26 protein-coding genes are annotated in these 24830 nt (G+C 42.3%); 12 read left to right on the forward strand and 14 right to left on the reverse strand.

Annotated elements, in window-relative coordinates:
* Nucleotides 1–10: 10 nt before the first annotated feature.
* Nucleotides 11–2623, forward strand: a complete 2613-nt coding sequence (gene gyrA / locus ACESPU_RS00290) for a DNA gyrase subunit A (RefSeq protein WP_008779885.1) — start codon at nucleotides 11–13, stop codon at nucleotides 2621–2623.
* A gap of 42 nt (nucleotides 2624–2665) precedes the next feature.
* Nucleotides 2666–3883, forward strand: coding sequence for a lipopolysaccharide assembly protein LapB (locus tag ACESPU_RS00295; RefSeq protein WP_005856958.1), 1218 nt, complete (start codon nucleotides 2666–2668; stop codon nucleotides 3881–3883).
* Nucleotides 3884–4182: 299 nt separating this feature from the next.
* On the opposite strand, the gene ACESPU_RS00300 is transcribed toward ACESPU_RS00295, so the two are convergent.
* From ACESPU_RS00300 to ACESPU_RS00325, 6 genes are read right to left on the reverse strand one after another with little or no spacing between them, the layout of a single operon-like run.
* A complete protein-coding gene (locus ACESPU_RS00300; protein WP_373133063.1) occupies nucleotides 4183–4716 on the reverse strand; it encodes an ATP-binding protein in 534 nt (177 codons plus the stop codon).
* Nucleotides 4709–5455, reverse strand: coding sequence for a PHP domain-containing protein (locus ACESPU_RS00305; protein ID WP_373133064.1), 747 nt, complete (start codon nucleotides 5453–5455; stop codon nucleotides 4709–4711). Before ACESPU_RS00305 ends, ACESPU_RS00300 begins: the two co-directional genes overlap by 8 nt.
* Nucleotides 5452–5796, reverse strand: a complete 345-nt coding sequence (locus ACESPU_RS00310) for a DRTGG domain-containing protein (protein ID WP_373133065.1) — start codon at nucleotides 5794–5796, stop codon at nucleotides 5452–5454. The genes ACESPU_RS00305 and ACESPU_RS00310 overlap by 4 nt, the downstream gene beginning before the upstream one ends.
* Entirely contained in the window at nucleotides 5783–7162 is a 1380-nt protein-coding gene (locus ACESPU_RS00315) for a [Fe-Fe] hydrogenase large subunit C-terminal domain-containing protein (protein WP_005856950.1), read from the reverse strand. Before ACESPU_RS00315 ends, ACESPU_RS00310 begins: the two co-directional genes overlap by 14 nt.
* A gap of 3 nt (nucleotides 7163–7165) precedes the next feature.
* Nucleotides 7166–7591 (reverse strand): ATP-binding protein, encoded by a 426-nt coding sequence (locus ACESPU_RS00320; protein ID WP_005856948.1) that lies wholly within the window; start codon nucleotides 7589–7591, stop codon nucleotides 7166–7168.
* A gap of 18 nt (nucleotides 7592–7609) precedes the next feature.
* The gene (locus ACESPU_RS00325; protein WP_005856945.1) at nucleotides 7610–7954 is read right to left on the reverse strand and encodes a hypothetical protein; all 345 of its coding nucleotides are present in this window, start codon (nucleotides 7952–7954) and stop codon (nucleotides 7610–7612) included.
* Nucleotides 7955–8066: 112 nt separating this feature from the next.
* On the opposite strand from ACESPU_RS00325, the gene ACESPU_RS00330 reads away from it, so the two are divergent.
* Nucleotides 8067–9440: an aminopeptidase P family protein gene (locus ACESPU_RS00330; protein ID WP_005856943.1), complete on the forward strand. Its 1374-nt coding sequence runs from the start codon at nucleotides 8067–8069 to the stop codon at nucleotides 9438–9440.
* A gap of 99 nt (nucleotides 9441–9539) precedes the next feature.
* Here the strand turns inward: ACESPU_RS00330 and ACESPU_RS00335 are convergent, their stop codons facing one another.
* Both ACESPU_RS00335 and ACESPU_RS00340 read right to left on the reverse strand, forming a co-directional pair.
* Nucleotides 9540–10220 carry a hypothetical protein gene (locus tag ACESPU_RS00335; RefSeq protein WP_008779890.1) on the reverse strand — a complete coding sequence of 227 codons (681 nt, stop codon included), beginning with the start codon at nucleotides 10218–10220 and terminating at the stop codon, nucleotides 9540–9542.
* Between the two features lie 241 nt (nucleotides 10221–10461).
* Nucleotides 10462–10962, reverse strand: a complete 501-nt coding sequence (locus ACESPU_RS00340; protein ID WP_005856939.1) for a thioredoxin family protein — start codon at nucleotides 10960–10962, stop codon at nucleotides 10462–10464.
* A 658-nt stretch (nucleotides 10963–11620) separates the two neighbouring features.
* Here ACESPU_RS00340 and ACESPU_RS00345 point away from each other — a divergent pair.
* From ACESPU_RS00345 to ACESPU_RS00365, 5 genes are read left to right on the forward strand one after another with little or no spacing between them, the layout of a single operon-like run.
* Nucleotides 11621–12448 (forward strand): ATP-binding cassette domain-containing protein, encoded by an 828-nt coding sequence (locus ACESPU_RS00345; protein ID WP_009017461.1) that lies wholly within the window; start codon nucleotides 11621–11623, stop codon nucleotides 12446–12448.
* A 12-nt stretch (nucleotides 12449–12460) separates the two neighbouring features.
* The gene (locus ACESPU_RS00350) at nucleotides 12461–13177 is read left to right on the forward strand and encodes a hypothetical protein (RefSeq protein WP_122143813.1); all 717 of its coding nucleotides are present in this window, start codon (nucleotides 12461–12463) and stop codon (nucleotides 13175–13177) included.
* A complete protein-coding gene (locus ACESPU_RS00355) occupies nucleotides 13174–13542 on the forward strand; it encodes a GntR family transcriptional regulator (RefSeq protein ID WP_005856933.1) in 369 nt (122 codons plus the stop codon). Before ACESPU_RS00350 ends, ACESPU_RS00355 begins: the two co-directional genes overlap by 4 nt.
* An 8-nt stretch (nucleotides 13543–13550) precedes the next feature.
* Nucleotides 13551–13958, forward strand: coding sequence for a hypothetical protein (locus ACESPU_RS00360; protein ID WP_122145388.1), 408 nt, complete (start codon nucleotides 13551–13553; stop codon nucleotides 13956–13958).
* A 45-nt stretch (nucleotides 13959–14003) separates the two neighbouring features.
* Complete coding sequence (locus ACESPU_RS00365; protein WP_373133066.1) at nucleotides 14004–16313, forward strand: outer membrane beta-barrel protein; 2310 nt, start codon at nucleotides 14004–14006, stop codon at nucleotides 16311–16313.
* A 24-nt stretch (nucleotides 16314–16337) separates the two neighbouring features.
* Here ACESPU_RS00365 and ACESPU_RS00370 read toward each other — a convergent pair whose 3' ends face one another.
* A complete protein-coding gene (locus ACESPU_RS00370) occupies nucleotides 16338–16931 on the reverse strand; it encodes a hypothetical protein (protein WP_005862283.1) in 594 nt (197 codons plus the stop codon).
* A gap of 101 nt (nucleotides 16932–17032) precedes the next feature.
* On the opposite strand from ACESPU_RS00370, the gene serB reads away from it, so the two are divergent.
* The 3 genes from serB to ACESPU_RS00385 are packed head-to-tail and all read left to right on the forward strand — an operon-like array spanning nucleotide 17033 to nucleotide 19047.
* The gene (gene serB / locus ACESPU_RS00375) at nucleotides 17033–18259 is read left to right on the forward strand and encodes a phosphoserine phosphatase SerB (protein ID WP_158532631.1); all 1227 of its coding nucleotides are present in this window, start codon (nucleotides 17033–17035) and stop codon (nucleotides 18257–18259) included.
* A gap of 25 nt (nucleotides 18260–18284) precedes the next feature.
* Nucleotides 18285–18590 carry a Dabb family protein gene (locus ACESPU_RS00380; protein ID WP_005856923.1) on the forward strand — a complete coding sequence of 102 codons (306 nt, stop codon included), beginning with the start codon at nucleotides 18285–18287 and terminating at the stop codon, nucleotides 18588–18590.
* A complete protein-coding gene (locus ACESPU_RS00385) occupies nucleotides 18577–19047 on the forward strand; it encodes a C-GCAxxG-C-C family protein (protein ID WP_158532632.1) in 471 nt (156 codons plus the stop codon). The genes ACESPU_RS00380 and ACESPU_RS00385 overlap by 14 nt, the downstream gene beginning before the upstream one ends.
* Nucleotides 19048–19056: 9 nt before the next feature.
* On the opposite strand, the gene ACESPU_RS00390 is transcribed toward ACESPU_RS00385, so the two are convergent.
* Nucleotides 19057–19761 carry an MgtC/SapB family protein gene (locus ACESPU_RS00390; RefSeq protein ID WP_005856919.1) on the reverse strand — a complete coding sequence of 235 codons (705 nt, stop codon included), beginning with the start codon at nucleotides 19759–19761 and terminating at the stop codon, nucleotides 19057–19059.
* A gap of 136 nt (nucleotides 19762–19897) precedes the next feature.
* Between ACESPU_RS00390 and ACESPU_RS00395 the strand changes: the two genes are divergently transcribed.
* Nucleotides 19898–20659, forward strand: a complete 762-nt coding sequence (locus ACESPU_RS00395; RefSeq protein WP_036610829.1) for an exodeoxyribonuclease III — start codon at nucleotides 19898–19900, stop codon at nucleotides 20657–20659.
* A gap of 101 nt (nucleotides 20660–20760) precedes the next feature.
* Here ACESPU_RS00395 and ACESPU_RS00400 read toward each other — a convergent pair whose 3' ends face one another.
* The 4 genes from ACESPU_RS00400 to holA all read right to left on the reverse strand — a co-directional run bounded on the left by ACESPU_RS00400 (nucleotide 20761) and on the right by holA (nucleotide 24830).
* On the reverse strand, nucleotides 20761–21678 hold the full coding sequence (locus ACESPU_RS00400) for a dihydroorotate dehydrogenase (protein ID WP_158532633.1): 918 nt from the start codon (nucleotides 21676–21678) through the stop codon (nucleotides 20761–20763).
* Nucleotides 21666–22451, reverse strand: a complete 786-nt coding sequence (locus ACESPU_RS00405) for a dihydroorotate dehydrogenase electron transfer subunit (protein WP_005856914.1) — start codon at nucleotides 22449–22451, stop codon at nucleotides 21666–21668. The genes ACESPU_RS00400 and ACESPU_RS00405 overlap by 13 nt, the downstream gene beginning before the upstream one ends.
* A 65-nt stretch (nucleotides 22452–22516) precedes the next feature.
* On the reverse strand, nucleotides 22517–22966 hold the full coding sequence (locus ACESPU_RS00410) for a helix-turn-helix domain-containing protein (protein WP_005856911.1): 450 nt from the start codon (nucleotides 22964–22966) through the stop codon (nucleotides 22517–22519).
* An 841-nt stretch (nucleotides 22967–23807) separates the two neighbouring features.
* Nucleotides 23808–24830 (reverse strand): DNA polymerase III subunit delta, encoded by a 1023-nt coding sequence (gene holA / locus ACESPU_RS00415; RefSeq protein WP_036612213.1) that lies wholly within the window; start codon nucleotides 24828–24830, stop codon nucleotides 23808–23810.

Genomic DNA, 24830 nt, shown 5'->3' on the forward strand with positions numbered 1-24830 from the left:
ATAAAACTAAATGGTTGATCAAGACAGAATTATTAAGATTAACATCGAAGAGGAAATGAAATCGGCATACATTGATTATTCAATGTCTGTCATTGTTTCACGTGCTCTTCCTGATGTTAGGGATGGCTTTAAGCCGGTTCACCGCCGTATTTTATTTGGAATGAATGAACTGGGTAACACATCCGACAAACCTTATAAAAAATCTGCGAGAATAGTTGGTGAAGTTTTAGGTAAATATCATCCACATGGCGACTCGTCTGTATATTTCGCCATGGTTCGTATGGCCCAGACATGGTCTATGCGTTATCCGTTAGTAGACGGACAAGGTAACTTCGGTTCAGTGGACGGTGATAGTCCTGCCGCTATGCGTTATACAGAGGCACGACTGAGTAAACTCGCCGAAGAAATGCTCCGGGATATCGATAAGGACACGGTAGATTTCCAGCTCAACTTCGATGATACGTTGAAGGAGCCAACCGTATTGCCGACTCGTGTTCCTAACTTACTTGTAAATGGTGGATCGGGTATCGCCGTTGGTATGGCTACGAATATGCCGACTCATAACTTGAGCGAGGTATTAGATGGTTGTATCGCTTATATCGATGCCAAGGGAGATATCGAGGTAGAGGGCTTAATGCAATATATCAAGGCTCCGGACTTCCCTACAGGCGCTACAATTTATGGCTACGCAGGCGTGAAAGACGCTTTCGAGACGGGTAGGGGACGTATCATCCTTCGCGGTAAAGCCGAGATTGAGGTGGAGAATAATCATGAGAAGATTATTATTACCGAGATTCCTTATTTGGTAAATAAGGCTGAGTTGATCAAGTATATCGCTGACCTGGTAAACGAGAAGCGTATCGATGGCATTTCCAATGTCAATGACGAGTCCGACCGTAGCGGTATGCGTATCGTAGTTGACGTGAAACGTGACGCGAACTCGAGTGTCGTACTGAATAAATTGTATAAGCTTACTGCTCTGCAATCCTCATTCAGCGTCAATAATATCGCTTTGGTGAACGGCCGTCCGAGGTTGCTTAACTTAAAAGACTTAATCAAGGCGTTTGTTGAGCACCGTCATGAGGTCGTTATCCGGCGTACAAAATATGAATTGAGGAAAGCGGAAGAGAGAGCTCATATATTGGAAGGCTTGATCATCGCTTCCGATAATATAGACGAGGTAATCGCGATTATCAAGTCTTCCAAGAGCCCGCAAGAGGCTATCGAGCGTTTGATCGAACGTTTCTCTTTATCTGAGCTTCAAGCACGTGCGATTGTCGAGATGAGACTTCGTCAGTTGACAGGTCTGGAACAAGACAAATTGCGTGCGGAATATGAGGAGATCGAGAAGTTGATCGCTTATTTGAATGAGATTCTGGAGAATGAGGACCTTTGTATGAAGGTTATCAAAGATGAATTATTGGAAATCAAGGATAAATTTGGCGACGAACGTAAGACGGATATCGTTTACGCCTCTGAGGAATTAAATCCGGAGGATTTCTATGCGGATGATGAGATGATCATTACCGTATCTCATATGGGATATATCAAACGTACCCCGTTAAGTGAGTTCCGTGCGCAAGGCCGTGGTGGTGTAGGAGCGAAGGGTTCCGAGACTAGAGACGAGGATTTCGTTGAGTATATCTATCCGGCATCCATGCACGCAACCTTATTATTCTTCACGGCAAAAGGTAAATGTTATTGGTTGAAGGTATTCGAGATTCCGGAAGGAGCTAAGAACGCTAAAGGACGTGCGATCCAGAATCTTCTGAATATCGAGCCGGATGATAAGGTACAAGCCTTTATACGTGTTAAGAAATTAACCACCGATACGGAATTCATTAATTCTCATTACCTATTATTCTGTACGAAGAAAGGTGTGATCAAAAAGACTTTGTTGGAGGCCTATTCCCGTCCTCGTCAAAACGGTGTGAACGCTATTACATTGCGTGAAGACGATGGCTTGATCCAAGTATGTATGACGAATGGCAACAACGAGGTGATCATAGCGAACCGTAACGGCCGGGCGATCCGTTTCCATGAAAGCGCAGTACGTGTAATGGGCCGTACGGCTTCCGGAGTGAAAGGTATGACTTTGGACGAGGATAATACCGATGAAGTCGTTGGTATGATCTGTATCAAGGACAAGGAAAAAGAGACCGTACTCGTCGTATCAGAGCAGGGATATGGAAAACGTTCCTCTATCGAGGATTATCGTATAACGAATCGTGGCGGTAAAGGCGTAAAAACCATTAATATCACGGAGAAGACCGGTAAATTAGTTGCCATCAAGAATGTTACGGACGAGAACGATTTAATGATTATCAATAAGTCGGGTATCGCTATCCGTATGAAAGTGGCCGATTTGAACGTAATAGGACGTGCTACTCAAGGTGTTCGTTTGATTAATCTAGAAAAGCGCAACGACGAAATCGCTTCTGTATGTAAAGTATTGTCTGAGAGTGAAGAGGAAATAGCCGAGCAAAAAGCGGAACAAGAAGCCAGACAAGAGAATGAGGGAAGAGAGTTGAGTGAGAATCAAGCTAGTCTAGGTACCGATGTTGATCTACCGGAATCAGAGGAGGATAACGAACAAAATGATAACGAAGAAATAACTGAATAATTTTAAACAAATAGAAATATTAATCTCAAAATTACTATCGCAATGAAACGAGTATTATTAACAGTGGCACTATGTGTCGCAGCATCGGTCTCTTTTGCACAGAAAAAAGCTGTAAATGAGGCTCAAAGTATAGCTAAGGGTTCAACTCCTGATTTCTCGGAAGCCAGAACTCTTATTAAAGGAGCTTTGGAAAATCCAGAAACAAAGGATGACGCTAAAACTTGGTATGTTGCCGGTTTTATCGAGGATCAACAGTTCAGCAACGAAAGAACTAAACAAGTCTTGGGCCAACAACCGGACGAGCCTGTTATGTACGAGGCATTGGGTAGTATTTTGCCATACTTTGAGAAAGCATATGAGTTAGATCAACTTCCTAATGAAAAAGGAAAAGTTAAACCTAAGTTCACGAAAGATATCAAAGGTATCCTAGGAGCAAACCACGTATATTACATCAATGGTGGTGCTTACTATTTCGATCAGAAAGATTATAACAAAGCTTACGATTTCTTCGAGCAATACCTGAAAATATCTGATATGCCGATGTTTAAAGGTGAGGCTGTCGCTGAAAGAGATTCAAACTTCATGACAGTTCAGTTCTATGCCGCTGTAGCAGCGACCCAACTTGGCGATTCTCAAAAAGCTATCGCAGCGTTAGAGCGTGCTAAAAATACGGATTATAGAGCAAGCGAGGTATATCAATACTTATGCTATGAGTATGAGCAAGCTAAGGATACCGTGAATTTAGAGAAGACTTTGGAAGAAGGTTTGAATAAATTCCCTGAGGAACAGTATTTCTTAATGAGCCTTATAAACAATTACATCTATTCTAATAGAAATGAGAAAGCTATTGAATATTTGAACACAGCTATCGCTAAGGATTCCAACAATCCACAGCTTTACGATGTAATGGGCCGTGTTTATGAGACTGGTTTGAAAGATTACGCTAAAGCTGAAGAGTATTTCAAGAAAGCATTGGCGATCAATCCTGACTATATCGAATCTCTCTCTAACTTAGGTCGTGTATATTATAACCAAGGTGTAAACAAGCAAGGTGAGGCTAATATGATCAACGACGCAAAACAATATCAAGAGGAATTAGGCAAAGCTAAGGAATTCTTTAAGCAAGCTCTTCCTTACTTTGAGAAAGCTCACCAAATGAAACCAGAAGAAAGAGAATATATGACCGCTTTAAGAGGTATTTACTACAACTTGAATATGGGTGATAAATTCGATGCTATTGAAGCAGAGATGAATAAGTAATTTCTTCTTTCAGAATAAATGGAACCGTCTAGTAATATAAGGTTACTAGGCGGTTTTTTATTTGTGTATCATGTATCGCGGAGTAGTCATTTTTTGATCGTTCATAATACTATTAAACATAATGGGAATTATAAAATTAATGGCAAGATAAGGATAAATTAGTGCATTCAAACAAAGCTTGTAGCTGCTTTGAGTAAAGACACAGATCTTTTCACGGCTGTGAAACGTTTGTTTCATGGATGTGAAAAGATCGTATCACAGCTGTGAAAAGATCAGATCACCTATATGAAAAGATTAATTCAGCTTGACGCGACTATTTGATTCGCTATTAACTCCTTCAAATAAAGCATGACTTTCGGATGACTTAATGGCATGTCCTCTAGGATTTCTTTAAGCTCTTGCGTACTGATATCAAATGAAACCAGATCTGAATGATATGAGAAATGAATGTTTATGTCTGGATTACTGCCTATAAGCATAGCCATTGTACCCGCCAAATCTCCCCAAGGCGGACAATCAATATGAGATGAGACAAAACAAGCAACAACTACCGTACCTTTTCCCTGTATGGAAGATATTTCCACATTCCCGCCTGTTTGCTCCGCATTTTGTATCAAGAAAGGTAAGCCTAGACCCACTTTTCGTGTCGTGCGAGTCGTATAAAACGGATTACGGATCAGAGAGACTGTTTCCGGATCCATACCACAGCCATTATCCGCGATACGAATACATATGGATGTGTCCTTTATCTGTATATCTATCTCTATGTCAGAAGCTTTTGCTCTGATACTATTAGCGGTTATATCCGTGATATGAAACGAGAGATTATCCATGAGAGGCGAAAATTAAGTGATTGTCTTTTTGATCAAAAGCCTTTCGTAAGCCATCGAAGGTTAATTCCTCCGTTTGCCAAATGGAGGGCTGAGTACCTATTTGTTCGGGGTAATGAGCATCCGAGGCTGAGTATTGAGTCTGCTTTTTCAAATACCCGTGAATAGACAATAACTTACTGTATCTTTGCTGATTATTATATTCAATAGCATCTAAAGATAAGCAAGGGTCTATAAAACCTAATTGACTGATCAGGCTGAATGACGGACGTTCTACATGGGCGGCTACAAATAGAGCATCCACCTTACGTGCTTGAGCGGCTATTTGGTTTACGCTTTGATCCAAGGCGGAGAGCAAAAGATAGGGCACTTCTCCTAGAATCTCATTCTCCGCATTCACCCAAACTTGATCGCCAAAACGTTCCGGATCATTTGGAATTGGAGGGAGATGCTCTTCTAAATATCGTTGGAATCGCTTACGGGATTCATCGGTCGGGAAATAAACCAGACAATGCGCCTCCTCACGGGTCGTAACTTCTACGCCCGCAAAGACCCTTAGTCCGAATCTCTCGCCAAGGGATTGAATCTCCGGGCATTGTAAGGTCGTATTATGGTCCGTAATGGCAATAGCATCCAAACCTTTCGCTAAGGAACGACGCACGATCTCCGATGGACTCATTTCCAGACTGCCGCATGGTGACAGGCAAGTATGGATATGTAAATCAGCTAAATACTGTTTCATCCATTCTCATTCTGTAATAAGCGGTAAATCATACCGGAAGCCTCGAACGCGGAGCGTGTAGTTCCTAAAAGAGGGACAGCCTCTTCCCTACCTTTTTGTAAGGTCTCATCATCCGGAGAGGTTCCGTTTACGATCAATACTGCGGAGGCGTCTTTTAAAGTAGCCACGGCCAGTATATTCTGATGCGTTTGCATGGTAATCCATAGCATACCCTCCTCGATATGTCCCATGACATCACTTAGTAAATCGCTCGTATAGCCTCCGGTTATCTCTGTATCAAGGCCCTCTTGTCCACAAAATACAGTAAGATTCAACATCTTCACTAAATCACAAACCTTCATATTTAGCTCCTTTCTTATAACAATCCTTATTTAAACGATCTTTCCCCCATGTCTTCTCAACGATACGGAAGGCATGCTCTTGGTCTAGTTTACCGTGCTTCTCCATATTACGTTGCATAAATACGCAATCACTGAATTGAGCCTCGTGGCGTACGATATCCTCGGCCAAGCTTTGACAGTTCGGGCTGCCGCAAGCGCCACAATCGATTCCCGGTAGGTAGCACATCAATTTCCGCACTTGCTCCATTTTCTTCAGCATCTCATCGATCGTTCCATCGTACAACCGTTTGGGATTCGGTTGCACCGGACGGATCGTAATATGCTGCCTCAAATAGGATAAAGCCTCGAAATTATCGGCGGCGTATATCATCGGTACTTTATCCCGGTTCATGGATCGCTTCATGATACGCTCGGCCGTGAGGAAACGGTTCGCTACGGCTAATACACCTCCGGCACAGCTACGGTCGCAAGCCCTCAGTTCCAGAAAGTCTACGTTACGTACCTCGCTGGTCGTTTCCATTCGTTCCAAGAAATCGATCACATTATGGATCTCATCGATCGCGAGGCAACGACCGGAGAAATGTTTGGCCTCCCCTCCTGTCTGGCTCCATCGCATCTCTTTTTTCGTTAATGGCGGAGGAAGCTCACATTCCGGCTCATATCCTCTCGGGCGATTCTTAAGAATATGGTATACCTTATTATATAGGGTATCCATATTTATCACGCCTTTGATCGTAGATGAGTAACCTTCCGCTCCCTTCAACGCCGCGATTTTCGCCGCGCAAGGCGTAACATAAAAGATACCGATCTCTTCCGAGGGAACACCTTGCCCTTCCAATATCTTATGATAATAAGTGGCCGAGGCGTTTACCGGCGCTTTCACCAATAAGATATTATCCACCAGCGCAGGGAAACGGACTTGTATCAACCGGACGATAGCGGGGCAAAAAGAACTGATCACCGGCTTTTCCTCGGCGTTTTCCATCTGCCGTACCATTTCCTTATGGATCATATCGGCGGTAAACTCTACTTGGAAAACATGGGTAAAGCCCAGTTCCATAACGGCGCTGATAATTTCCTTCTCGGTCGTATACTTTGAGAACTGCCCGATAAATACCGTGGGCATCAACGCTACTCTGCATTTATAATCAAATATACGCTGGAAGTCATCCTGCTCCACATAGATAGCCTCTGTCGGGCACGATTTCAAGCACTCGCCGCAATCCACGCACCAATCCTTATGGATCAAAGCCTTACCATCCCGGATACGGATCGCTCCCGTAGGGCACTCTTTCATGCAATGCGTACAGCCTATACAGCGGTCATTGTCAATCTTCAAGGCATGATAAAAATTAGCTTCCTCCATGGTCTACGCTCCTTCTTTATTAAACCATGTGACCATACGTACCGTGGTACCTACGTCTACTTGGCTCTCGATCGTTAATTCATCTACGTTCTTCTTCATATTTGGAAGTCCCATTCCGGCACCAAATCCCATTTCACGCACGGCCTCGGATGCCGTCGAATACCCTTCACGCATAGCTAGCGATATATCCGGGATTCCGGGCCCTTCATCCTTCAGTTCCAAAGATATTTTATCAGCGTCCAATTCAGCGACAACCGTTCCTCTCCAAGCGTGAGCCACGATATTCACCTCCGCCTCATAAAGCGCCACGACCACCCGCTTAATGATCCGGGGATCGATAGCCAATTGCTTCAAGACCTTCTTTATCTGGCTAGACGCATAACCCGCCTTCGAGAAATTACCGCCCTCCAACTCAAACTTAAATAGCATATCTCACGACCTCCTTTCTTAATATATAGGAAGGAGCCCCGCGCTATAAAGCTCTCCGACCGTATGATACATAGAATGATCTGTCTCCAGAAGAACCATATTGTTCTCACGAGCCAGCTCCAGCATATCCGGGGTTACTTTCTTCCCCCGCACGAAAAGTATATAAGAAACTTCCGCCATCTCCGCGGTACGGATCGTTTGCAAATTACAAAGTCCTGTCACCAACAGCACATCGCCACAATCCAGCGTAAGCACGTCACTCATCAGATCGCTGGCAAAAGCGCACTGCACATCGTTCTCCCGTTTCTCTGAGCCACAGACGATGGAGGCATCGGTAAGCTCTTGAATTCTTTGAATCTTCATAAGGTACCAGAGGTTACATTTTACATGGGCTAATGTAAGAAATAATTTCGAATGTCGGCCTAGTATATTACATTAATTACTATCTTTGGTACACTAACAAAAAATAATCCTTATGTTCAGTAAAGAAACTTATATGGCCCGCCGGGCTAAGCTGAAACAAACCATAGGTTCCGGTTTGTTGCTATTCCTTGGAAACGACGAGAGTGGGATGAACTACGCCGATAATACGTATCACTTCCGTCAAGACTCTACCTTCTTGTATTTCTTCGGATTGCCATACGCCGGGTTATCCGCTATCATCGATATCGATAACGATAAGGAGATCATCTTTGGCGATGAGTTGACTATAGACGCGATTGTATGGATGGGTACGCAGCCCACCCTAAAAGAGAAGAGCGAGGCCGCAGGTATCAAGGAGGTCCGTCCTTTCAAGGAGATCGAGACATACTTGAAGAATGCCCAGCAAAAAGGCCAGCCAATCCATTATCTGCCGACGTATCGTGCGGAACACCAGATCAAGTTATTCCAATGGTTGGGTATCGTACCCGGTGCGGAGAAACCTTCCGTACCTTTCATCATGGGTGTCGTAAACCAACGGAATTATAAGAGCGAGGAAGAAATCGCCGAGATCGAGAAAGCCTGTATCGTAACCGCCGATATGCACCTGACTGCCATGCGTACCGTACGTCCGGGAATCCGGGAGTCGGATGTAGCGGCTGCCGTTGCGGAAGTAGCTTTCGCCAACAATTACCAGCTCTCCTTCCCTATCATCGCCACGATCAATGGGCAGACTTTGCACAACCATGATCATAGTCATATGATTAAGAGCGGTGATATGCTGTTATTGGACGCCGGTGCCGAGACTGAGATGGGATATGCCGGAGATATGTCGTCCACCATCCCGGCCGACTCAAAATTCACGACCCGTCAAAAAGACATCTATGATATTCAAGTAGCCGCCCATGAGGCTGCCGTAGCGGCTTTGCGCCCGGGTATTCCTTTCGTGGATGTATATGAGTTGTCTTGTAAAGTGATCATGGAGGGTTTAAAGGACCTTGGTTTCGTGAAAGGAGATCCGATGGAGGCCGTAAAAGCCGGTGCTCACGCCATGTTTATGCCTTGTGGCCTAGGTCACATGATGGGATTGGATGTACATGATATGGAGAATCTGGGAGAGGTATACGTTGGTTATGACGGACAGCCGAAGAGTACGGAATTCGGACGTAAGTCATTGCGCTTGGGACGTAAGCTGGAACCGGGTTTTGTCTTGACCATCGAGCCGGGCGTATACTTCATCCCCGAATTAATGGATTTATGGAGAGGCCAGAACAAGTTCACCGAATTCATCAATTACGAGAAGTTGTTTACATATAAAGATTTCAGTGGCATACGTAACGAGGAAGACTATCTGATTACCGAGAACGGCGCTCGTCTATTAGGAAAGAAGATCCCTTTGCGTACGGAAGAAGTAGAAGCAATTCGATAAATCCTATACATTATTATATATAAGCTTATGCAAAAGGGAGAGCCTTAAAAACAGCTCTCCCTTTTTGGGCTAAACGAGAAAGACAATGTATGAAACGATTTAAAAGCGATATCCAATACTTAGAAAGAACGAATGCATAAAACGAATCCGGGGCATACTAAGCCTTTTTCCCTCTACAACGAAGTTTCGCCCTCCACTATATAAATCAAAATTCGAGAATATATACCCCAAAGAGAATATATACCGCTGGTCTATATCAAGGCTCAACATACTTTTAATATGATAAAATAACGATTTACCTCCCTTGTTCTTTATATGATCGAATTTTTGAGGTATCCATACCCCGGGAGTGTTTGGAACATAGCTTATATTAAACTCTTGATTGACAGGCAAAGGAATGGTTAATCCAGGTGAAACGACCAAAGAGAGTCCCGTATCCTTGTCTTTCCCGAATTTAAAAGTGGGAGTTACTAACTGGATGGCCGGACGTAACGCAAAGAAATGACAGCCCGGATTACTCTCATCTGAATCCCAGAACCACTGATTATCTCTTGAAAACCCCGTATAACTATCTTTCTCAATCGTATTACAGAAAAGCAACCCCATAGTAATTCCCACATAAGGAATCGGTAGATAAGTAACAGATGGCTCTACCTCCCATGCTGAATTATTATTCAAGGCACCGGAGAGTTCTACTTTCCACATATGGGATTTTTCTACCTCTTGCGCCTGTCCCTCAAAGGTAAAGATCAAACAAATAAAGAAAAGTATAGATCTCATTATATATAGGATGTTAGTTGTTCATTTACAGTAAAGACAGAGGACCTTCTCAATCACCCTATCCATTAGGGTTAATAAATCAAAAAGAGTTAATAATAAACACGGACTTAAAAAGAAAGTGTACATTTCCTTCTCAGACTATACATGCTATTTCATCATCTCGAAACGAAAACTCGTGAATCGATAAAAAAAGGCTGTCCCATCTTGAAGTGGAACAGCCCTCTTTGCTAAATAATACTGATTAAATTGCTTTCAGAATCTCGGTCAGTTTTTCCGGTGTGACGTTGGCGGCGATTATCACTCCTTCATCGTTAATCAAGAAGTTCTTGAAACCTTTTCTTAAATCATACTTCTTGTACAACTCTGACTCTTTACCCAGTCCTTCGTGAAATTGCGTTGACAGATCCAACTTGTCAATCTTTACCGTCTCGGTAAAAATAGATTCTTTCTCATCCATAGAGATCGAACACATCGCGATTTTGTCCGGACCAAACTTGTTAACCTCATTCGCCAATTGCACGTTACGAGCCCGCGATTCCGCATCGTAAGCCGCCCAAAAGTTGAGCAATGTATAACGTCCTAATTGGTTGTGGAAACTGGCTTTAGCGTCGTTTCCCAAAAACTCTATTCTCGGAGCTAGATCACCGGGGTTCACACCCTCGGTAAGTTTCGCCTTTTTCGAACCGGCAGACATTCCTAATAACGCTACCGATGCGATGAGAACATAAGCTCTTACCTTCATATTTTCAATTTTACGTTAAACTTAATCGGGGGAATCTCCCGGGGGACAAACTCCCGACTCCTGATTTTCAGGATCGTAAACAAGCATGTTTCTTTCGCTAAAGAGACACTTACTTGTCTTTAACGGGTGCAAATATAAAACCAAATACTTCTTTCCACCAAATTATGTAGCGATTTTCTGCAAATTAGCAAGCTTTTTTATATGTTTTAGCGCACACATCGATAAAAAAATTAACTGTTTTGCAACATAAATTTAGAAGTAGAGTACCTTTTTCTCCCCGAGAGAACCGCAAAATCATCAAGAATCATTAGCTTCCCGCTCCCCTACCTTTAGACCGATAACAGGGAATCCTTAGCGATTTCATCTTTAAGTATAGATTATCCAACAACTGTTGCATAATCATCTAACAGTTGGTGCATGATCTTCCAACAGCCGTTAGATGATCATGCACCAACTGAAAAATTAGCAATGCTTCAAGAGCAAACCGCTAATCCTTCTTGGAAAAGAGGCTAATAGCATTAAGAGATTCCCTTTAATCACCTTGTACTGCCATCTTGAAAAATAAAAGGAAAAAAATACCCTTCCCTCTTGTTTATTCAAAAACTTCCACTACATTTGCAGTGTACTATTAAACTAATACACTAAAGCAGCAAAACATATGATTACATTAAAAGAACTCTCATTCAGCTATAGCCGCAAAAAAGAGGTACTTGATCGTATCAATCTTGAGGTTGGATCGGGACACATCTGTGGCTTATTGGGAAAGAACGGCGAAGGAAAGACTACGCTTCTAAACCTTCTAAGCGGACAGATCTTTCCGGATCAAGGCTCTTGCCTCGTATTGGAGGAAATTCCTTCCGAGAGAAACGCTCGTTTCTTGCAACAGATATTCTTATTGCCGGAGGAAATCTCCATGCCGGAGGTCACCGCCATAGAATATATAAAGATGTACGCGCCTTTTTATCCGACATTTAGAGACGATATCTGCAAGGCTTGCGTAGAATCGTTTGAGATCAATCTATCCGATCGCCTGTCGAAAATGTCTCAAGGACAACGGAAAAAGGTGGCGATAACCTTGGCGCTGGCCGCTCATACGCCCCTGCTTCTAATGGATGAACCAACAAATGGGCTGGACATTCCCTCGAAAGCGACATTCCGCAGACTGGTAGCCTCTTTGATAGATGACAATCAGACGGTTATTATCTCCACGCATCAGGTCAGGGATCTGGAAAGCTTGATCGACACGGTATTGATCTTAGACCAAAGGCAAATCCTATTGAATAAGACGTTGAACGAGATCGGCGAGAAACTTTATTTCGGACCACTCCTGCCGGAAGAGAAAGCTCTTTATTCCGAGCCTACCCCGCAAGGGACAATAGGCGTCACCGCAAGGGATGGCAAGGAAGAGACGGCCGTATCCTTAGAGTTGCTCTTTAACGCGGCGATAACGTATCCCAAAGAGATCCAAAGAATCATGAACTCCTAAATACACATAGATATGAAAACAGATTTTAGTATACAACGCATCAATCTTTTACTTCGCAAAGATTGGATAGAGAATAAGAAGAAATTAGCTTATGGGGTGTTGGTCATCCTCGGAGTCCTCTTCTTTTTCCTATTATCCTCCATTTTATGGGATACGAGATTCCGTACCCTTACATTATATGTATTGGGATCATTGGGGACTTTTATCGCTTTCTGTAGCTACGTAAACTTAATGATACACCGCCCTAGAGGATTGTTCTTAACGCTTCCCGCGAGCAACCAAGAGAAATTTGCCGCTATCTTGATCGAAGGCATCGTGGTATTCTTAACATACCAAGTCACGTTCTGGACTGGGACGGGAATAGCCTCAATGCTCATTCATATACAGCCTGTAGCATTCAAGGACATTATCATGACCTTGCAAGATTTCACCATGCTGGCGTTTGCCGGCTCCTTGATGTTTCTCTCTTATGTCACGTTCCGGAAGTATGCCTTAGGAATCGCTTGTGGCGGATATATATTGATAGCAGCCTCTATCATAGGGATTGTCTATCTATGTATAAACATCTTGAATATCCAGCCGGGTATGAATAGTTTTTGTTATGAATCTTCACCGTTTTATACCGCCGTGTATTGGCTGAGCTTTGCCTTTACACCCGCATTTCTCATCGCGACCCTCGTGGTCTTATACGTCGCTTATCTAAAACTTAAAGAAAAGGAACTAAGATGAACTACAATACGAATCAATCCATATTTATCCAGATAGCCGAGCGGATTTGCGACCGGGTATTGAGTGGTAATTACAAAGCCGATAGCCGTATCCCGTCCGTACGGGAACTGGCGGTAGAGATGGAGGTAAATCCAAATACGGTCATGCGTTCCTTCGAGCGCCTGCAAGCCAACGATATTATTTACAACAAGCGTGGGATCGGCTACTTCGTCGCTTCCGACGCCGAGCAGAAAATCCGTGAGATGCGCCATAACCAGTTCGTGGAAGAGGTACTTCCCGCCGTCTTCAAGGAGATGCACCTGCTAGATGTAGGTATCGACGAGCTTACGAAAGCCTATACATTATATATATCTACCATTAAATGAAGACAATCATGAAAAAAAGTAATCGCGTATTTATCGCCCTGATAGCGACATTATATATCGTCCCAGTCCTCACTTTCGGCGTTGCCCAGTTTACGTCGGAAAAATGCCTTACAGGTTTCACGCAAAAGTTTCAGATTATCCAGATAGATAATCCGGAGTTGAAAGCGGAAAACATAAAAGTCGATACGAGAACCGCCTCCAAATTTCCCCGGGGGCAAATACTGGAAGCAAAGGACCGGTCGTTACTCTATTACGAGGGAATGAAACGGTATTTGCCGGAAGTCAGCCGCCACGATTCTCTATTATTGGTTAGCGGGGCGAGGGACGCCGGGCAAGATAAAAATCTCACGTTGCATATCCGTATCAACAATATCCAGAAGATCCGTCTGAACGGAGAAGAGATTTGGACTAAGTAACAAGCACATACACACATTATTTCTTAATCATTAAATCGTACTATAATGAAACAAATCATTATGGCAGCCCTTCTTATATCCTTTTCTTGGGGTATTCGGGCACAACAATTACAGATCCGGGGGAAAGTCATCGATCTATCCGACAAGTCTCCTCTTGAGTTCGCGAATATCACGCTTCAAACAGCCGATTCCGCATTCATCACAGGGACGACGACGGATAGTAAAGGACTTTTCCGGATCGAGAAAGTCAAGGCCGGAGATTATCAAGTATCTGTTTCCTCCATAGGTTACAAGACTTCGGTAGTCTCCGTGCTGGGACTTTCCCAGAATATAGATCTCGGTACGATCTCATTGGCATCCGCTTCTATATCCTTAGATGAAGTCACGGTCAACGCTTCCGCTATCCGTAATACGGCGGACCGTAAGATCGCATTCCCTACCTCCGAGCAAAAAGCGGCCTCCAGCAATGGCATCAATCTATTGAACGCCTTGATGCTTCCCCGTTTGGAAGTGGACCCGATCCGGAATAGCGTATCGCTATCGAATGAAGGGACGATTCAATTCTGTATCAACGGTATCAAGGTAGAGCTGTCCGATATCCGGGGTTTATCGCCACAGGAGGTAATCCGGATAGAATATCATGATAATCCGGGCTTACGTTACGGTAACGCCTCTGTCGTACTCGACTACATTGTCCAGAGGGAAACTAGCGGAGGTTCTGTCAATCTGGATCTTAGTAATTCGCCGACCACCTCTTTTGGAGACGATCAGGTATCGACGAAGTTCAATCATAAGAAATCGGAGTTCGGATTGCAATACGCCGTCCGCTACCGGAATCCGTATCATATCTGGACGGAAGGAGTCGAGACCTTCCGCTTTGAGAGTGGCGAGACGATGGAACGTACCTCGAAAGGTCTGCCAAGAGGAATGTCCGAGACCTCTCATAACCTCTCTCTTAATTATAATCTGGTAGATAACGACCATTATTATTTCAATGCCACGCTACGCTATTTCTTATCAGACGAGGATAAAGGTGGCGGCAAGAACCTGTATACCAACAATAATCCCGAGGATAAGACATACGCTTGGAATCCAAATAGCAACTCTACCAAACGTCCTTCCCTCGACCTTTATTACCAACGCTCCTTACCACATAAGCAGACATTGATACTTAATATGGTAGGTACGTACATACATACGAACGCAAACCAAATGTATCAAGAATGGAAAAACGATATCCTCTTATCGGATATCTTGTCGAACGTGGACGGAGACAAATATTCCATCATCGGCGAGGGAATCTACGAACGGCAATTCGAGGCCGGTCGATTGGGAGGAGGATTGAAACACACCCAATCGTGGACGGATAACACCTACAGCGGAACGGTTGGAGGACGAACCAAGATGAAACAGTCGGAGACGTATCTCTATACGGAATTCAGCGGACGTGTCAAGAAGTTGAATTATACCGCCGGAATAGGTGTCTCCCGCTCATGGCTCAAGCAAGAAGGTGAGGAAGATTATCAATATTATACGTTCCGCCCAAAGGTATCCTTACAATATAACTTTACGGATAATATGTATTTCCGGGTGAACGGTAGCGTAAATAATGTCTCACCTAGCCTATCGGAGCTAAGCGCCATCGAGCAATACATCGATACGCTCCAGATACGCCGGGGAAATCCTTATCTGAAACCCTATAAGAGTTATGACATGCAAGCCAATTATCTATATAAAAAAGGAATATTCACCGGAGACTTAAACTTTTATTACAGTAATAGCCCGGACCGGATCATGGAGGAAGTGATACGAGAAAATAATAAGTTCATTCGCATTACCGATAACCAAAAAGGATGGCAGAAACTAAGCGGTGACTTGACATTACGTGTCGGCCCTATCATCAAGCGGATCATAAGCCTATCCGTGACAGGTGGAGTCAATCGTTATATCAGCGAAGGAAATAGTTACTCGCATACCTATAACAATTGGTATTACCGGGCTTCCGTCATGGCTATGTACAAGAAATTCATGGCTATGTTCCAGATACAAAGTAGCTATAATACGTTTGTCGGCGAATTATTGCATGGCGGCGAGAATATCCATATGTTTATGTTCCGGTACAATCAAGGTAAATTCGCCGTTGGAGCCGGATTGATGATGCCTTTCTCCAGCCAGTACAAACGGGTAGAGGAAAATCGGAACGCTTACGCTCCCAGCCGTACGAACATGTACGCGAACGACTTCAGCCGAATGTTGATGCTAACCTTCTCTTGGAATTTTGACTTCGGCCGCAAGTTCAAGGAGGCTAACAAGAAACTTTGGAATAGTGACGAGGATTCGGGTATCATGCGATGATCCTCAAATAAAAAAAGTCCGGTATTAATTACCGGACTTTTCTTTTCTATCTTCAGGAGGGGGAATTGGAACCCCTTCTTTAATAAACTCATCATATACGATCTTAGGATGGTCTTGCGGAGAAGCCAGTTGATATTCCGCGGCGAAATTATCCCGCCTAAAATTCTTCAGCTTAAGGTTTTCCGCGCTGTAATTTCTCAAGGTCTCCTTTCTGTCACCAAACAAAGAACTGTTCAATACTTCCGAATCCAGAATATTTTCTTTCGGAGTCATCGTCGGCAAAAGGTTTTGTTCCAGCAATCCTCTATAAGCGCCAATGTATTCGCACCAAACAGAATTACCTTTTTGATAGATTCGATAGGTGTAGTTAGACCAAGCTGTCGTTACATGAATCTCATGCTCCCAGATATCGACGCATGCCTCTGAATCAAAGTAGGGATCTTTAATCGTCACACGTCGCAATCCATGATTCTCATCTCTCACTAAAGTCAGCCACTTATCTGAATGAAGTATTTCAGAAATAATGTCGGGCAACTTTTCCTTGATTTCAAATTGGATTCTCATACATTTCGCCTGCCGGTCAGGACTTTTTAAGGTTGCCAGGTTCTCATTAAACATTTTGTCGTTAATACGATAAAACAAATATAAGCAAAAATGTTTAATATAATATACTCTTTTTCGATAATTCTTACGTACTTTTGCCTAATAGAATGACAAATATGGCACAAAACGACGAAATAATACTGATAAATATCAATGGAGCGGATCGTCCGGGTGTAACGGCGGCTCTTACGGAGATTCTAGCCAAGAACAACGCTGTTATCCTCGATATCGGTCAAGCGGATATCCATAACCATTTATCATTGGGTATCTTGTTTCAAAGCACGGAAGGAAATTCCGGCGATATATTGAAAGAACTACTGTTCAAGAGTTACGAATTAGACGTCAATATCCGTTTCAATCCCATTACAGAGCAAGAATATAGTAAATGGGTAGGTATGCAGGGCAAGAACCGGTATATCATCACGATATTAAGCCGTAAGCTTACGGCCAAGCAAATCGCGGGTGTTTCCCGGATCGTAGCGGAGCAAGATATGAATATTGATGATATCAAGCGGCTCACGGGACGTATCCCGTTGGACGAGAATGCCCGTACTCCTAAGGCGAGCGTGGAGTTTTCCGTACGTGGTACCCCGAAAAACAAGGAGTGCATGAAAGCGGAGTTCATGAAACTTTCCACGGAGCTTGAGGTGGATATCTCTTTCCAAGAGGATAGCATGTATCGCCGTATGCGCCGTCTGATTTGTTTCGATATGGACTCTACCTTGATAGAGACGGAGGTTATCGACGAGTTGGCGATACGTGCCGGAGTTGGCGATCAAGTAAAAGCGATTACAGAGGCAGCCATGCGTGGAGAGATCGATTTCTGCGAGAGCTTCCGCCAGCGTTGTGCCTTATTAAAGGGGTTGGACGTATCCGTGATGCAGGAGATCGCCGAGAATCTACCGATCACAGAAGGTGTAGACCGCTTGATGCGTATCTTGAAAAAGGTGGGCTTCAAGATCGCTATCCTTTCCGGAGGTTTCACTTATTTCGGTAATTTCCTTAAACAAAAATATAATATCGACTATGTATACGCCAACGAGCTTGAAATCGAGAATGGCAAGCTAACGGGTAATCATGTGGGTGATATCGTAGATGGGAAGCGTAAAGCGGAGTTATTACGCCTGATCGCGCAAGTGGAGAACGTGGATATTCGCCAGACCGTAGCGGTTGGCGACGGGGCGAACGACTTGCCGATGATTAGTATCGCCGGTCTAGGTATCGCCTTCCATGCCAAACCGAAAGTAAAGGCGACCGCCAAGCAATCTATCTCTACGATTGGCCTCGATGGTATCTTATATTTCCTTGGATACAAGGATTCGTATTTGGATGAACAGATGTAATATATATAATTAACGTATAGCGATTATGATCAGACATATTGTAATGTTTAAGTTGAAGGAGTTTCAAACTCCGGCTGAGAAGCAAGCCAAAATGCAAGAAATTAAGGATAAACTGGAAGCCTTAATCAATAAGATAGACGTATTGAAAATGATCCGTGTAGATTTTAATTGTAATCCGGCGGAGACTTGGGATATTATTTTAACTACTGAATTGCCTACCTTGGAAGATGTAAATACGTACGCTAATCATCCGGAACATGTAGCGGTCGCTAAAGGAATTATTGGCCCGGTAAAGGCGGACAGAGCTTGTGTTGACTATGAAATCCTTTGATATAGAGGAGCGTGTGAACCAAGCGGTCCACAACTTCGAGTCCGGATATAATTGCGCTCAATCTGTATTCCTCGCTTATTCGGATGTCTTCGAGTTGGATTTAGAGCTGGCGAAAAAGATGTCTGTATCTTTTGGAGGAGGTGTCGGACGCATGCGTGAGGTTTGTGGTACCGTAAACGCAATGGCGATGTTAGCCGGATTTAAGTATCCGGTATTTGATCCGCTAGATCAAGAGGCGCGTGCCCGCAACTATGGCATGGTACAAAAAATGGCGGCTTTATTCAAGGAGAAACATGGGACGATCATTTGCCGTAGCCTTCTTCCTCCGGAAGAGACATCGACGAATCCCGCTCCTTCCGTACGCACACAACAGTATTATGCCAAACGTCCTTGCGGTAAATACGTTGAGGAAGCGGCTCGTATCGCCGGGCATATGCTAAAGGGTGAACTTGAATAAACGGCATTGTCAAGCTAGAAGACGTATTTGTGAAATGTAACCAAGTTTTCGAATCTCAGTGAATAACTCACTGTAAGAGGACTTGGATTTCACATTGACTTTATAGGTAATTGTCGACGTATTCTTGTCGTAATTATGCTCATAAGAAAGACTTACGATAAATATGCTCCTATTTTCCAAGATTTTCCGGATACCTTTAAGATCGGGAGTCGAGGTTGAGCAATTTATCGTAAGTATTTTATTAACACCATCCAAATACATACGTCGCTCCAGCCTTTCTAAAGAAACCAATACGAACAAGGTAAATGCCGTAGTGATAGAAGCGGCCAAGAACATGCCGGCACCAGCGGCCAAACCTACTACAGCCATTACCCAAATACAAGCCGCCGTAGTGAGTCCATGCACGCTTCCATGACTTTGAATAATAGCTCCTGCTCCCAAGAAACCAATACCTGTAAGGACTTGGGCGGCGATACGCCCCGGATCTCCATTCAAGAAATTCGGATAGGTTTGTGGTATCCAGATAGATATCAACATGGCGGCGGCGGATCCCATACAGATCAAGGTAAAGGTTCGCATACCAGCGTCCCTGCGGCGAAATTGTCTTTCTACACCGATAATAGCGCCAAGCACGAAGCTGATAGCTAATCGTACGGCGGCGGTCGAGGCCGTTATCTGAGTATTCTCTAAAATATCGTTCAAATGTTCCAGCATAGTCTGTCATTCATTCTAAGTTATACAAATATAGAAAATTTCTATGTACCGATTATGGAATGAAAACAATGTAAAATCGTCAAAAGTTGTATCTTTGAGACAGAATAAAAGTCATTCACATCTAAACTTAGAAAAATTGAAAATAATAACGTACAATACAAATGGATTAAGGGCTGCCGTAGGTAAAGGCTTGCCCGAATGGTTGGCTCAAGAACAGCCAGACGTGTTATGTATCCAAGAGACAAAGTTACAACCAGAACAGTTTCCATCGGAAACATTCGAGACTTTAGGATATAAGTCTTATTTGTTTAGTGCCCAAAAGAAGGGATATAGTGGCGTGGCCATTCTTACGAAACAGGAACCGGATCATATCGAGTATGGAATGGGGATCGAGAAGTATGATAATGAGGGACGTTTCCTCCGTGCGGATTTCGGGGATGTATCGATCGTAAGTGTCTATCATCCTTCCGGGACTAGTGGGGATGAACGGCAGGATTTTAAGATGATATGGTTGGAAGATTTCCAGAAATATGTCGTTGAGTTACAGAAATCCCGTCCGAACTTAATTCTCTGTGGCGATTACAACATTTGCCACGAGCCGATAGATATTCATGATCCGATCAGGAACGCAAAGAACAGTGGTTTCCTTCCGGAAGAACGGGAATGGATGACTCGCTTCTTATCCGCAGGTTTTACGGATACATTTCGCTTCTTGAATCCGGATAAGCAAGAATATACATGGTGGAGTTATCGCTTCAATTCCAGATCTAAAAATAAAGGATGGCGTATTGATTATTGTATGGTTAGCGACAATATGAAGCCGAAAGTTAAAGCCGCTTATATATTAAACGATGCCGTACATTCTGATCATTGTCCGGCCGTATTAGAGATCGAATAATTTTTCATAATAAAAAGAAAGGATGTGTTCTTTTTGCGTAAGCGAACACATCCTTTTTTATTATTGAAAAAATGGAAATAAAGTCTATAAATGAACTTAGATTATCTCTGAATATCCAATGCTCCGATCAACTCTTTTACTGATTTAAAACCATGTCGGTCACAATAGTCATTCAATCCATCAATAACCTTGATAGAAACAGTTGGATCTACAAAGTTATAAGTTCCGATCTGGATAGCACTAGCCCCAGCTAACATGAACTCCACGGCATCTTTCCAATTTGAAATACCTCCCAAACCTATAATCGGAATCTTTACCGCATGATACGTTTGCCATACCATACGTAGAGCTACAGGTTTTACGCAAGGCCCGGAAAGACCTCCAGTTATTGTAGATAATATAGGTTTACGTTTCTCTGCGTCGATGGCCATTCCAAGCATCGTATTAATTAACGAAACAGAATCCGCACCCTCCGCTTCAACAGCTTTAGCGATCTCCGTAATATCAGTTACATTAGGAGAAAGTTTTACAATAAGTGTCTTTGGATAAACCCTACGAACAGCCTTAACAACCTCTCCCGCACCACACGTAGTAACGCCGAAAGCCATACCACCTTGCTTTACGTTCGGACAAGAAATGTTCAGTTCGATAGCGGGAATCCTATCCAACTCTGCGATCTTTTCTGCACACTCGACATACGTTTCAACCGAAGATCCACTCACATTTACGATCATATTCGTATCGATGTCCTTGATCTCCGGATAAATATGCTCTGCGAAATAATCGGTGCCCTTATTCTGAAGCCCCACGGCATTCAACATTCCGGAAGGAGTCTCCGCCATTCTTGGATAATCATTACCTTCACGAGGTTGGATAGTGGTACCTTTCACGAAAATACCCCCCAAACGTGAAATATCCATGAAATCAGCATATTCTATACCATATCCGAACGTGCCGGATGCTGTCATTACCGGATTTTTCAACGGTAAATTCCCAATGTTTACATTTAATTCAGCCATGACAATTTCTCAATATTAAATACGGGACCTTCTGTACATACACACACATTATGACCTTCCTTGTTTTTCTCTACGCAGCACAAACAAGCACCTATGCCACAAGCCATCGTATTCTCAAGAGAAACCTCGCAAGAAATAGCTTCCGCACCTGCGTATTTCGCTACTGCCACCATCATTGGTTTAGGACCACAAGTATAAATCTGGTCAAATCGAACCTCTTTAAGGATCGTATGGTTAGTCACATACCCTTTCTCGCCTAGCGAACCATCTTCGGTTGTGATATAAACCTTACCAAATCTCTGGAATTCATCTAATTGCAATACATCATCCTTAGAACGAGCCCCAAGTAGAAAAGTAGGCTCAAAACCGGCTTCTTTTAAACAAGCTCCTAGATATAACATCGGAGCGGTTCCAACACCACCACCAATCAGCAAAAGTCTTTTGTTCTCCTGTTCCTTGGAAGGAATTGTAAAACTATTACCCAGTGGTAGCATTATGTTTACAATATCACCGGGACGGAATTCTGCCATTTTTCTCGTGCCATCACCAACAAGTTGAATCAATAACCACAACTCATTTTTAGACTTATCTACATAGTTGACGGAAATCGGACGACGTAAGAATGTTGTAGGAGAGTTTTCTACATGAACCTCTACAAATTGTCCGGGAAGCATCTCTGGAAGATTCCCATCCGAGGTTAACTTTAGCAGGCAATAATTTTTATGAAGGTGACAGTTTTCAGTCACCTTCATGTCTAAGATGTACTTCTTCATATACACGATTACTCAATTTATCCGCAAAGATACATGAATATAACGTATATACCGAACAGTTTACCTTAGTCTTTCTTGTTTTTTTCAGGGACGAAAGTATCAAACGTATTGTCGGAGTAAAATATCATTATTTTACTAACATTTTTAGAAGGCTTTTCTTGGCATATAACTTGCTCTACAACAGGTTGTTTCTGGATGTTTACAGGTGTCTCAACCCCAATTTCCTTGCGATTTTCGGCAACAACTTGTACATTGGGACGATTTTCAAGCATATTTGTAAACAAATTAGGTTCAGTTAACACATGTTCTCGGATCATTTCGCCTTTGCCAAACAATAGCCAGTCAGAATCAACATAAGTGAACCGTTCCAGTATTTTTAGCAGAACATCCAAACTCGGATTATTTCTCCCAGATATAATATGTGACATTGCCGAACGCTGTATACCGATCGATTCGGCAAATTTAGAAGGGGTAAGTCCTTCACGTTCCATTATTTTTAAAATACGATCTCTCATATTCATATATATCTTAAATTCTTACTAGAATACTGCCATTATGACCGTTTACTAAGATAAATATCCACAAAGTAAACTGGATACAAAGATAAATCAATATTTCCATTTGTGCAATTTATTTTTATAAAACTAAATTGATACATATGTATCACGCCGATACATATGTGATGGGTAGAACTGTAAACCGTGTTCAAGAAGGAGGTATAGAGTATTTAGAAAAACTTTAGAAAAATAGCATATATGTCTGATCTATATGTAAATATAATAATACATATGATGTATAGTTAGGGGGGTTTTATACGTTTGTAGACGAAAAAACATGTTTAGTTAATGTAAACAATCAATATTTCTATATAAAAAACTGGTTATTTATAATTTATAGCAAATCTTACGTGGATAAAGAAATATATAATAATCCATGATTTATATTAGTAATGTAAATATGATACATTTGTAACGCCTATATAATGATTACAAAAATCACCAACATTTGTAATCTACTCAAATACTTTTACTGTGTATATGATTGTAAACATCCATTTCTCGGTTATATTTGTATACAATATAATTTTACTCTATTTATTTTACTGCCAACTTGTCTATTTTTCCTTTAACGGATAATGAAGGCAATCTATAGCTATACCGATTATAGCTTTAAGTATGGATTTCTTGGAATTTTTGAGGAAGAAGGTACGTGATTGAATAAATTTTAAAATCTCAGAGAGATAAAATATGCGTAATTAATTGATAAATAAACAAAAAGGCCTCTTTTTCCAGTTTGACTTTTTCATCATTCTAGGAAAAAAGGCCTTTTTGCCTGCACTAAGTCTATGATTTCTGTTTAATGTAAAATTTTGTAAAGTAATTCTTTTAGTAAATCTGCATCTGTCGCTGAAGAGTTTTCCATTCCCTTAGATCTTGCGTCAGTCGTTCGGATATCGCTGATCAAATTAAAAACTTTCATCGCTGGATAATTTTTCATCCCCAAAAGATAGTCCTTTACTTGATAAGTTCCCCGTAAACCAAGTGCGGTCATCAATCCTGATTCCGATCGATCCTTTGAATAATAACAAATCAGCAAGTTTGAGAAATAGTTAAATAATACAGGAAGTGTCATCTGTATCGGATTACTTTTAGGGTTTTTCTCAAAATACTGAGCGATCCGGTTAGCCTTTAATATATCCTTCATGGCAAGTGCCTTTATCAGCTCAAAGTTATTGTATTCTTTACTAATCCCTATATTTTGCTCGATCAATTCCGGTGTGATGCGTTTTGAGGCCTTTTCAGCCAAGATAATTGCCAGCTTATCCAATTCCTTATTGAGACGGTTTAAATCGTTTCCAAGGAAATCTGAGAGCATTTGAGCGGCTTTTGGATCGATACCGATAGAACGCTGTTGCATCAAAGAGGTGATAAAACTCGGCATTTTATAATCCGGGATCTTTTTTGACTCATATAAAATACCGTTTTTATCGGTTGCGGCCGCTAACGCACGACGGCGATCTAAAGTCTTATATTTGTAATTTATGACCAAAATAGTTGATGACAAAGGATTCTTCACATAACTGCTCAGCAACTCTATATCTCTCACTAATTGAGCCTCTCGAACAACGATCAATTGATATTCGGACATCATTGGAAAACGACGTGCCGCATTGATAATAGAAATAGCATCTGTATCTGCGCCGTATAGAATAATCTGATTGAAATCTCTCTCAGATTCCTCTAATACGCTTTTTAATAACAAATCTGTTATTTGATCGATGAAGAAAGGCTCTTCGCCCATTAACACATAAACAGGCTGAAACTTCCTTGCTGTTATATCCCTACAAATCTCCTCGAAAGTAATTTCTTTTTTTGCCAT

The organism is Parabacteroides sp. 20_3 (assembly GCF_964238835.1).
Classification (GTDB): domain Bacteria; phylum Bacteroidota; class Bacteroidia; order Bacteroidales; family Tannerellaceae; genus Parabacteroides; species Parabacteroides distasonis.